We start from the raw sequence: 10136 nt of genomic DNA, 5'->3' as shown, positions 1-10136 counted from the left end.
TCTGTTTTTAAGCTTGTGTTAAATAAAATAGGTGAATGGGATGGCCAATATTCATGGTTTGCGGAGAAATTACAATCTGGGTGAACTGCGGGAAGAAGATCTTGATTCAAACCCGATTACGCAATTTAACCATTGGCTTAAACTGGTAATTGATTCTGGAACACCAGATCCAACTGCAATGACGGTCGCCACAGTCTCACCCGACGGCCAGCCATCGCAACGTATCGTGTTACTCAAAGACGTAGATGATAGCGGTTTTGTTTTCTACACAAATTTAGGCAGCCGAAAAGCAACCGAATTAGCCCATAATTCAAAAATATCCTTGCATTTCCCATGGCATTTCATGGAGCGCCAAGTCAAAATTTGTGGTGTTGCCCAGCCCCTTAGTACTGGTGAGGTGGCAAAGTACTTTTTTTCTCGACCAAAAGAAAGTCAACTTGCCGCATGGGCATCTAAACAAAGCCAACCCATCTCCACCCGACAAATGCTAATGAGTAAATTTGATGAAGTGAAAAAGAAGTTTTCAGCGGGTGAAATACCACTTCCCAAGTTTTGGGGGGGCTATCGAGTGGTTCCCCATGAAATCGAATTCTGGCAAGGGGGAGAGCATCGTCTGCATAATCGCTTTGTGTATAGCTTAGGAGATTCAAACCAAAGCCAAGGTGGGGAGCATCAACATTGGCAAATTCAACGTTTAATGCCCTAATGGAATAATGGCGGCAATGATTGATAGCCACTGCCATTTAGACTTTGAAGCCTTTGACGTCGATAGAATGGATATTCTAAAGCGTTGTTGGGAATTAGGCATAAAAAGAATTCTTATTCCCGGAACCCAAGCAAGCCAATGGCAGTCACTTATTGAGCTTTGTGATAAGACGTCAATGTTAGAATATGGATTAGGTATACATCCCTATTTTATCAAGCAAAGTGAACAAGCCCATTTAGATAATCTGATTACTTTGCTAGAACAGCATTCATCTGTAAGAGCCGTTGGTGAAATAGGTCTCGATTTTTTTGATACTGATCAGCAAAGCGAAATCAAACAACAGGATTTCTTCTCACAGCAACTTGATATTGCTAATCAGTATAAACTGCCTGTCATTATTCATCATCGTCGTTCTCACAATGCTATTATCCAATCCTTAAAACACCAAAACTTTCAACAAGCTGGAGTCATCCACGCTTTTTCTGGTAGTTATCAGCAGGCTAAAACTTACTTAGATTTGGGGTTTAAATTGGGTTTTGGTGGCGTGATCACATATCCGCGAGCTCGCAAGACAAGAGATGTTCTAAAACGCATTCCACTGAACGCCGTCGTGTTGGAAACTGATGCTCCAGATATGCCTATTTGTGGTAAACAAGGAAGACGCAACAGCCCAGAGTTTTTACCTGAAATAGCCCAGCAAATTGCGCAAATTAAGGGGGTTAGCCTTGATGAGGTAATTAATCATACCACGGCTAACAGTTGTGAGCTCTTTTCTATAAAGGATTAGGGGAAAGTTGTTGGCCAACTTGTTTTTTGCTGAGTACTAGTTTCTAGCGGTTTTACTGACTTTTTCATAATGACGAAAGCGTATTTTATAGTAAGCTCGTGTGATCAATAAACCCACCAGTCCAGCCACTAGCATTAACATAAGTAGTTGTTTATAAATTTGATTTTGATATTCGTGGTGATACAGCATGACTTGCTCTTTATCCAGCAATAATCTTACATAACCGAGCAATTTGCCTTCCGAAACCACTTCTTCAACAAACACGAGTGGAAACTCATCTTCAATTAAAAAGCTGGCCAATACAGAGGCATTTTGCTCGTTACTTTCAACCACCTCACCAAGTCGATTATAAACCGACACGCCTGCTACGTGATTATCTCTCGACAATAAGTTGATATATCGAAGTATTTGTTCATTTTGTTTTTCATTTAGGTGAGGGGCGATTATATCCGCTGTAAATTTGGCTAAACTTCGACCTAATTGCGAAGATTGATTGTTGTGCCAATTTTGTGACTGTTCAGTATTTAACAACCAAATATTGACACAAATAGCCGCAGCCACTACTAGCAACGTGAGGTTTGCTACTCGTTTAAAAATTGAGTAATTACTGGGGACCTTTAAGGCTGAATCAGCCAATCCGAATTTTGTCATATCCATGGCTATGACAATAAGACAATTTGCTACGTTTGCCAATATTAGTTGTTGTTTTATTTATTAATTTGACCTCACTTAGTGATTTGTTCTAAGTCATAGGGATATCTTATTGCGTCACCTATTGAAATCGGTAAAATCCCTGTCCTGATTAATAACCCGGTGAGTTAATTGTGCTTTCGACCAAATTATCACAACAAGAATGGCTATCGGCCAAATATCTGACCAATCTTCACCATAAAAATGTGAGTTTTACATTACCACAAGATCAGCAAATTGAATTAGCTGAAACCCGTGAAGCCTGTACTCAACAATTGATCCTATTTTCAGAAAGCTTAAATTTGGAAAAGCTGTATCAGGTGCAAATTGCATTGGCTGATGTTATGACTATTCAGGTATTCCAACCGGGCTATGACTCAAATAATGGTTGCGCCTACGAAGCAGAAGTTGAAGTGAAACGATCATCAGACTTAGGGGCGGTGATTGAGTCAGCTGCGGTGAACTTTCAAGTGGATATTAGTTTTTTAAAACAACGCCCCACATTGGCCAAGCCCGGGCTATTAGTGATGGATATGGATAGTACTGTCATTGGTATTGAATGTATTGATGAAATAGCAAAGTTAGCAGGTGTTGGTGCACAAGTATCAGAAGTCACCGAATTAGCTATGCAAGGTAAACTTGATTTTGCGCAAAGCCTGAATAGCCGAGTCGCCTGTTTAAAAGGGGCAGAGGAATCAATCCTCAAACAGGTTCGCGATGGCATTCCCATCAACCCAGGGATCACCCGTTTGTTGGCAAAGCTTAAACAAGCTAACTGGAAACTCGCCATTGCATCAGGCGGCTTTACATTCTTCGCAGATTACCTTGCTGAACGTTTAGGGTTAGATTTTGCTATTTCCAATCAACTCGAGATTGTAGAGGGCAAACTGACTGGGAAAGTACTAGGCGACATCATCGGCGCACAAAGCAAAGCAGATACCCTTAATCGACTGGCCGAACGTTATCAAATTGAGGCGTCGCAAACTATTGCCCTAGGGGATGGGGCCAACGATTTGGTGATGATGGAACAAGCAGCAATGGGGGTGGCATATCATGCAAAACCCGTTGTGCGCCAGCAAGCGGATGCTGCACTTCGGTTTTGCGCCGCTGATGGACTGTTAGCCTTGTTGAAGAGTTAGCCTGAAGAATAAACTAGTCTGTCATTGTGTTAATATTGCATATATGTAGAGCTCACACTGATGGGTTTATTAAATTGTGACGAATAAAAGAAAATAATTATGTCTAACTCTGTAAATTCTGCCCCTAACCCTGATTCTGCGCTTCTGTCGAATGTGCGTATTGTGTTGGTGAATACCTCTCATACTGGCAATATTGGTTCAACCGCTAGAGCGATGAAAACCATGGGGTTAAGCCAACTAGTGTTAGTGGATCCTGTGGATAAGCCAGATGGCAAAGCCAGCGCACTTGCCGCTGGGGCTGGTGATGTACTTGCGAATGCAAAAATTGTCTCCACCCTGGAAGAAGCAGTGCAAGATTGTGGGTTAGTTGTTGGTACAAGTGCCCGGTCTAGAACCTTACCATGGCCAATGCTTGAGCCAAGGGAGTGCGGTGAAAAGCTCATTAGTGAAGTGGAAAAATACCCAGTTGCATTAGTGTTTGGGCGGGAAAATAATGGGTTAAGTAATGATGAGCTCCAGCAGTGTCACTTTCATGTGTGTATTCCTGCCAACCCAGAGTACAGTTCCTTGAATTTAGCCGCCGCAGTGCAAACCTTGTGTTACGAAATAAGGATGGCCTTTTTAAATAAGTCACGGATCGAAAGTGAGCCAAATGAATACCCACTGGCCGATGATTTAGAGCGTTTTTATAGTCATTTGGAACAAACCCTTTCAAAAACGAATTTCATCATTCCCCAACATCCCGGTATGGTGATGACCAAATTAAGACGTCTGTTTAATCGTGCCCGCCCTGAGAGCCAGGAATTGAATATATTGAGAGGTATATTGGCATCAGTAGATAAGTCAATCAAAGCCAAAGATTAGGATTTTCGAAAGTAATAATATGTTTGAGCGAATAAAAGAAGATATTCAAAGTGTGTTTCATCGTGATCCAGCAGCACGTACCACCTTTGAAGTACTCACCAATTACCCAGGTTTGCACGCTATCTGGTTACATCGTATTGCGCACAAACTGTGGAAGTCTAACTGGTTGTGGCTTGCTCGCAGCATTTCTACCTTTTCACGCTGGTTAACGGGAATAGAGATACATCCTGGCGCGACCCTTGGCCGTAGATTTTTCATTGATCATGGCATGGGAGTGGTGATTGGCGAAACCGCAGAAATTGGTAACGATGTCACCCTATATCATAGTGTCACCTTGGGTGGGACTAGTTGGAACGGCGGTAAACGCCACCCCACGTTAGAAGATAACGTAGTCGTCGGGGCGGGGGCTAAAGTGCTTGGTCCCATTACCATGCACAAAGGTGCAAAAGTAGGCTCTAATTCTGTGGTGGTTAAAGATGTACCTGAAAATGCCACCGTGATTGGTATTCCTGGCAGAATTGTCGTACAAAAGCAGCAAAAAGATCAGGATAAACATCAACGACGTGATAAAATCGCGCGCAAATATGGCTTTGACGCTTATGCGGTTGCCCCTGATAATCCAGACCCTGTGGCAAATGCCATTGGTGTTATGCTAGATCATGTGCATTTGATCGACACCAAAGTAGAAGAAATGTGTAAAGAAATTAATAAAATGGGCGGCAGTGTGTGTGGCGATTCATTACCTTCTATTAATTTGGATAACTTTCAAGACTCTGATTTAGTTGACGATTTTCAGAAAGAAAAGGATGCATTTGATCCATCCATCTAAACTTTATTTCTCCTCAGGAATACTTGACTAAATTACTAGGTCTAATACTTGACTAAAATGGTCAGGTATGTGAAAATTCACAGTATCTTGTTAACTGGTATTTTCTATGAAACTAACTTCCAAAGGCCGATACGCCGTAACTGCTATGTTAGATGTTGCATTACATTCCCGTAGAGGACCGGTCTCGTTAGCCGATATTTCGGAGCGTCAGGAAATTTCATTGTCATATTTAGAGCAATTGTTCTCACGCTTAAGAAAAGAAAATCTTGTACTTAGTGTTCGTGGACCAGGCGGTGGCTACAAATTGGGGCGTGTCCCTGAAGAAATAGCCGTAGGCGAGGTTATACGTGCGGTAGACGAGTCAGTTGATGCAACACGATGCCAAGGTAATTCAGATTGTCAAGGTGGAGAGAGATGTCTTACTCATAGCCTGTGGCATGATTTGAGTGAACGGATCAGTCAATTTCTGAATAATATTACGTTAGGTGAACTAATGGCCAAACAAGACGTAAAAACGGTAGCAGGAAGACAAGACAGAACTAAACAACTTAATACTGTTGTTGCAAATGAAATTGAAATTAGCTTGCAACTATAAGTGGAGCCAAAAATGAGCAATATTAATTTACCTATCTACTTGGATTATTCGGCAACCACACCGGTTGATCCCCGCGTAGCCCAAAAAATGATGGAATGTTTAACCCTTGAAGGGAATTTCGGTAATCCGGCTTCTCGGTCCCATAAATATGGTTGGATCGCAGAAGAAGCCATCGATCTTGCCAGAAATCAAATTGCTGAATTGGTTAATGCTGACCCTCGTGAAATCGTGTTCACCTCAGGTGCAACAGAATCTAACAACTTAGCCATTAAGGGTGCTGCTCACTTTTATAGTAAGAAAGGTAAGCACATTATTACTCTTAAAACTGAACACAAAGCGGTACTTGATACCTGCCGTCAGTTAGAGCGTGAAGGCTTTGAAGTCACCTATATGGATCCAAAACCAAATGGTTTGTTGGATTTAGAGGAATTTAAAGCGAATTTGCGTCCTGATACAGTGCTAGTTAGCATCATGCATGTAAATAACGAAATCGGGGTGATTCAAGATATTCAACAAATTGGTGAAATTTGTAGAGAAAACAAAACCTTGTTTCATGTTGATGCAGCACAAAGCGCCGGAAAAATTGAGATAGATTTACAAGCTTTGAAAGTCGATTTAATGTCTTTTTCAGCCCACAAAATATACGGTCCTAAAGGTATAGGCGCCTTGTATGTGCGTCGTAAACCACGGGTGAGAATAGAAGCTCAAATGCACGGTGGTGGACATGAACGTGGTATGCGTTCAGGAACCCTGGCAACTCACCAGATTGTTGGTATGGGCGAAGCTTTCCGCATTGCTAAAGAAGAAATGGTTGAAGAGAATGCCCGCATTCTAAAACTTCGTGACCGTTTATGGAACGGTTTGAAAGACATAGAAGAAGTTTACTTGAATGGCGATCTTGAGCAGCGTATTACGGGTAATTTAAATGTGAGCTTTGCCTATGTAGAAGGCGAATCACTCATTATGGCCCTTAAAGATATGGCTGTGTCATCTGGTTCAGCTTGTACATCTGCAAGTTTGGAACCGTCTTATGTGCTACGAGCATTGGGACTAAATGATGAGTTAGCGCACAGTTCTATCCGTTTCAGCATTGGTAGATTTACCACTGAAGAAGAAATTGATCACGTTGTGAGTGTGGTGCAAAACGCCATCGACAAATTACGTGAAATGTCACCGCTTTGGGATATGTTCAAAGACGGTGTGGATCTGACTAAAGTTGAGTGGGTTCATCACTAATTGGTGAATCGCTCAAATTGGAATTAACGCGAGAAATCGTAATTTAAGAGGTAAGTAACATGGCTTACAGTGAAAAAGTAATCGATCATTACGAAAATCCACGTAACGTTGGTGGATTTGATAAAAACGACCCAACTATCGCTACTGGAATGGTAGGTGCACCAGCATGTGGTGATGTGATGAAATTGCAACTTAAAGTAGGTGAAAACGGTTTAATCGAAGACGCCAAATTTAAAACTTACGGTTGTGGTTCTGCTATTGCGTCAAGTTCCTTGGTAACAGAGTGGGTTAAAGGTAAGACTTTAGATGAAGCTGTTACGATTAAAAATACAGACATCGCTGAAGAGCTTGCATTGCCACCTGTAAAAATCCATTGTTCGATTTTGGCGGAAGATGCCATCAAAGCTGCGGTGGATGATTACAAGTCAAAGCACTCTAAAGCTTAATAGACAAAGTGATAGGAGCCAGTTTTGGGAATTAAAGTGACAGACGCCGCTGCAAAGCGGGCGAGAACATTTTTAGACAGCCGCGGAAAAGGAGTAGGATTACGCCTTGGGGTGAAAACTACGGGATGTTCCGGCCTAGCTTATGTTTTGGAGTTTGTTGACGAACTAAATGCAGATGATGAAGTATTTGAAGACAATGGTGTGAAAATTATCATTGACGGAAAAAGCTTGGTTTATCTTGACGGTACTGAACTAGATTTCGCTAAAGAAGGATTGAATGAAGGCTTTTTATTCAATAATCCGAATGCGAACGGTGAGTGTGGTTGCGGCGAAAGCTTTAATGTTTAATGCTGTTCGTTGCAATTTTTGTACTGATCATTTGATTGAAAGAAAAATAAAGCTATGAACTTTTTTACGCTTTTTGGCCTTCCAGAAACATATCACATCGATAACGCCAAATTAGCCAACGTATACCAGTCGTTGGCTAAAGTTACCCATCCTGATAAATTCTCCAACGCGGGTGGTCAAGAAAAACTCATGGCTGTGCAAAAAAACGCACAGATTAATGACGGTTATCAAATTCTCAAAAACCCTCTATCTCGCGCTGAACATATGTTGGAACTTCGAGGAATTTCCCTGCAACATGAAACTCAAACTATGCAAGAACCTGCATTTTTGATGCAACAAATGGAATGGCGCGAACAATTATCCGAAGTGGAATCCGCCGGCGATCCCGAGCAGATCCTTCAGGCACTGGATGAAGAAGTTGCAATACATACCAAGCAGCATTTTAAAACGTTGCAAGAGCTCCTTGAACAACAAAACGATGAAGCCAACAATCTTGCTGCTGCTGAAGTCAGAAAATTAAAGTTTTTGAATAAGTTGCATAAAGAAATAGAGCTGAAAGAAGATGTACTGTTTGAAGATTAGCGCGACTGCGATTCACTAAACATTTAAAAGCGAGTTAGAACCTATTATGGCATTATTGCAAATTGCTGAGCCGGGTCAGGCGGCTGCCCCCCATCAACGTAAATTAGCTGTTGGAATTGATCTCGGTACGACCAACTCATTAGTTGCTACTGTGCGCAGTGGCTCTGCCGAAACATTGCCAGATCATCTTGGCCAACACATTTTGCCATCGGTTGTCCAATATACCGAAGACGGAATTGTGGTGGGTGAGCAAGCCAAACAATCAGCAAATTTGGATCCAGCCAACACCATAGTGTCAATCAAACGTTTGATGGGAAGAAGTCTGCAAGATATCCTAAGTCAGGATACAAATTTACCTTATGAATTTGTTAAAAACAGTGAGCAAGTAGCTATCCAGGTGCCAGGTGCGACTGTGAATCCGATTCAAGTGTCAGCGCAGATTTTAGCCACCTTAAAGGCTCGTGCTGAAGACTCTTTAGGTGATGAACTTACAGGCGCAGTGGTCACTGTTCCTGCTTATTTTGATGACGCCCAGCGACAAGGTACAAAAGACGCAGCTCAGTTGGCCGGATTACACGTTTTACGGTTATTAAATGAACCAACAGCAGCCGCAATCGCATACGGTTTAGATTCCGGACAAGAAGGTGTGATTGCCATTTATGATTTAGGCGGCGGCACCTTTGATATTTCTATTTTACGTTTATCCAAAGGCGTCTTTGAAGTGTTAGCCACAGGTGGTGATACGGCATTAGGTGGTGACGACTTCGACCAATTACTGTTTGAGCATATTTGTAAGCAAGCCAATCTGCCAGCAGATATTTCCAAAGGCTTAAGACGTCGTTTACTCGATGATGCAAAAGAAGCTAAGGAAGCCCTCAGCAACGATTCGGCTGTGGATATTGAATTTAGCGATGATAACGGTGAATCCCATCAAGTGGTCATTAGCTGTATGACTTTCGAGTCATTAATTGAACCCTTGATTAAAAAGTCATTACGGGCTTGTAAACGCGCAGTAAAAGATGCAGAAATCGATATCGAAGAAGTGCTGCAAGTTGTGATGGTAGGGGGCTCTACTCGTGTGCCTTCAGTACGACATAAGGTCGGTGAGTTTTTTAATAAAACGCCATTAACCTCAATCGATCCCGATAAGGTTGTTGCTATCGGAGCCGCTATTCAGGCAGATATACTTGCGGGTAACAAGCCCGACAGTGAAATGTTGTTATTGGATGTGCTTCCTCTATCGTTGGGGATAGAAACCATGGGCGGTTTAACGGAAAAAATTGTCGCACGAAATACTACTATCCCTGTTGCTAAGGCACAGGAATTTACGACCTTTAAAGACGGTCAAACAGCGATGATGGTGCATGTGCTGCAAGGGGAACGTGAATTGGTTAAAGATTGCCGGTCGTTGGCAAAATTTAATTTAACCGGTATTCCACCCATGACTGCGGGCGCGGCACATATTCGTGTCACTTTTCAGGTTGATGCGGATGGTCTTCTGAATGTTACCGCTATGGAAAAATCCACCGGTGTTAAAGCGGAGATTCAAGTTAAACCGTCTTACGGACTTAAAGACGAAGAAGTGGCAGAAATGCTGAAGGATTCCATGCAATATGCCAAACAAGATATGCAGGCTAGAATGCTAAAAGAGCAGCAAGTAGAAGCAACAAGAGTGGCTGAAACTTTGAATAGTGCACTGCAAAAAGATGGTGATGAGCTGCTTAGCGACGAAGAAAGTGCGGCAATCAACAATGCCCTGTCAGAGATGCTGGAGTTAGCAAAAGGCGAAGATATCGAAGCCATTAAGCAAGCCATAGAGAGAGTCGACAGCATTAGTCAAGCATTTGCCGCTAGACGAATGGACAAGTCAATCAATCAAGCACTGACTGGTCATTCAGTTAACGATATTTAAGG

12 protein-coding genes are annotated in these 10136 nt (G+C 42.2%); 11 read left to right on the top strand and 1 reads right to left on the bottom strand.

Annotation, left to right across the window (positions count from 1 at the left end; all coding sequences use genetic code 11):
• Positions 1-40 precede the first annotated feature (40 nt).
• Together pdxH and Q4574_RS00980 are read left to right on the top strand one after the other, a co-directional pair.
• Positions 41-706, top strand: coding sequence for a pyridoxamine 5'-phosphate oxidase (gene pdxH, locus Q4574_RS00985; protein WP_303470437.1), 666 nt, complete (start codon positions 41-43; stop codon positions 704-706).
• A 16-nt stretch (positions 707-722) separates the two neighbouring features.
• Positions 723-1493: a TatD family hydrolase gene (locus tag Q4574_RS00980; protein ID WP_303470435.1), complete on the top strand. Its 771-nt coding sequence runs from the start codon at positions 723-725 to the stop codon at positions 1491-1493.
• A 36-nt stretch (positions 1494-1529) separates the two neighbouring features.
• Here the strand turns inward: Q4574_RS00980 and Q4574_RS00975 are convergent, their stop codons facing one another.
• Positions 1530-2144 (bottom strand): AhpA/YtjB family protein, encoded by a 615-nt coding sequence (locus Q4574_RS00975; protein ID WP_303470432.1) that lies wholly within the window; start codon positions 2142-2144, stop codon positions 1530-1532.
• 173 nt (positions 2145-2317) lie between these two features.
• Between Q4574_RS00975 and serB the strand changes: the two genes are divergently transcribed.
• The 9 genes from serB to hscA all read left to right on the top strand — a co-directional run bounded on the left by serB (position 2318) and on the right by hscA (position 10134).
• Positions 2318-3322, top strand: a complete 1005-nt coding sequence (gene serB / locus Q4574_RS00970; RefSeq protein WP_303470430.1) for a phosphoserine phosphatase SerB — start codon at positions 2318-2320, stop codon at positions 3320-3322.
• Positions 3323-3421: 99 nt separating this feature from the next.
• Positions 3422-4186, top strand: a complete 765-nt coding sequence (gene trmJ / locus Q4574_RS00965) for a tRNA (cytosine(32)/uridine(32)-2'-O)-methyltransferase TrmJ (RefSeq protein ID WP_303470427.1) — start codon at positions 3422-3424, stop codon at positions 4184-4186.
• Between the two features lie 19 nt (positions 4187-4205).
• Complete coding sequence (cysE, locus tag Q4574_RS00960) at positions 4206-5015, top strand: serine O-acetyltransferase (RefSeq protein WP_303470424.1); 810 nt, start codon at positions 4206-4208, stop codon at positions 5013-5015.
• Between the two features lie 106 nt (positions 5016-5121).
• The gene (iscR, locus tag Q4574_RS00955) at positions 5122-5610 is read left to right on the top strand and encodes a Fe-S cluster assembly transcriptional regulator IscR (protein ID WP_303470422.1); all 489 of its coding nucleotides are present in this window, start codon (positions 5122-5124) and stop codon (positions 5608-5610) included.
• 12 nt (positions 5611-5622) lie between these two features.
• Positions 5623-6846 carry an IscS subfamily cysteine desulfurase gene (locus Q4574_RS00950; protein WP_303470420.1) on the top strand — a complete coding sequence of 408 codons (1224 nt, stop codon included), beginning with the start codon at positions 5623-5625 and terminating at the stop codon, positions 6844-6846.
• Positions 6847-6905: 59 nt separating this feature from the next.
• Complete coding sequence (gene iscU / locus Q4574_RS00945; protein WP_303470418.1) at positions 6906-7292, top strand: Fe-S cluster assembly scaffold IscU; 387 nt, start codon at positions 6906-6908, stop codon at positions 7290-7292.
• 24 nt (positions 7293-7316) lie between these two features.
• Complete coding sequence (gene iscA / locus Q4574_RS00940) at positions 7317-7640, top strand: iron-sulfur cluster assembly protein IscA (protein ID WP_303470416.1); 324 nt, start codon at positions 7317-7319, stop codon at positions 7638-7640.
• A 54-nt stretch (positions 7641-7694) separates the two neighbouring features.
• Positions 7695-8222 carry a co-chaperone HscB gene (hscB, locus tag Q4574_RS00935; protein ID WP_303470413.1) on the top strand — a complete coding sequence of 176 codons (528 nt, stop codon included), beginning with the start codon at positions 7695-7697 and terminating at the stop codon, positions 8220-8222.
• Positions 8223-8268: 46 nt separating this feature from the next.
• Positions 8269-10134: a Fe-S protein assembly chaperone HscA gene (hscA, locus tag Q4574_RS00930; protein ID WP_303470411.1), complete on the top strand. Its 1866-nt coding sequence runs from the start codon at positions 8269-8271 to the stop codon at positions 10132-10134.
• Positions 10135-10136 lie beyond the last annotated feature (2 nt).

This window comes from Aliiglaciecola sp. 3_MG-2023, from assembly GCF_030548205.1.
Taxonomy (GTDB): domain Bacteria; phylum Pseudomonadota; class Gammaproteobacteria; order Enterobacterales; family Alteromonadaceae; genus Aliiglaciecola.
This window is presented reverse-complemented; position numbering and strand designations above follow the sequence as displayed.

Excerpts from the sequence above, each read along its gene's own strand:
- pdxH (WP_303470437.1), top strand. The coding sequence starts at position 41 with ATGGCCAATATTCATGGTTTGCGGAGAAATTACAATCTGGGTGAACTG.
- Q4574_RS00980 (WP_303470435.1), top strand. The coding sequence starts at position 723 with ATGATTGATAGCCACTGCCATTTAGACTTTGAAGCCTTTGACGTCGAT.
- Q4574_RS00975 (WP_303470432.1), bottom strand. The coding sequence starts at position 2,144 with ATGACAAAATTCGGATTGGCTGATTCAGCCTTAAAGGTCCCCAGTAAT.
- trmJ (WP_303470427.1), top strand. The coding sequence starts at position 3,422 with ATGTCTAACTCTGTAAATTCTGCCCCTAACCCTGATTCTGCGCTTCTG.
- cysE (WP_303470424.1), top strand. The coding sequence starts at position 4,206 with ATGTTTGAGCGAATAAAAGAAGATATTCAAAGTGTGTTTCATCGTGAT.
- iscR (WP_303470422.1), top strand. The coding sequence starts at position 5,122 with ATGAAACTAACTTCCAAAGGCCGATACGCCGTAACTGCTATGTTAGAT.
- Q4574_RS00950 (WP_303470420.1), top strand. The coding sequence starts at position 5,623 with ATGAGCAATATTAATTTACCTATCTACTTGGATTATTCGGCAACCACA.
- iscU (WP_303470418.1), top strand. The coding sequence starts at position 6,906 with ATGGCTTACAGTGAAAAAGTAATCGATCATTACGAAAATCCACGTAAC.
- hscB (WP_303470413.1), top strand. The coding sequence starts at position 7,695 with ATGAACTTTTTTACGCTTTTTGGCCTTCCAGAAACATATCACATCGAT.
- hscA (WP_303470411.1), top strand. The coding sequence starts at position 8,269 with ATGGCATTATTGCAAATTGCTGAGCCGGGTCAGGCGGCTGCCCCCCAT.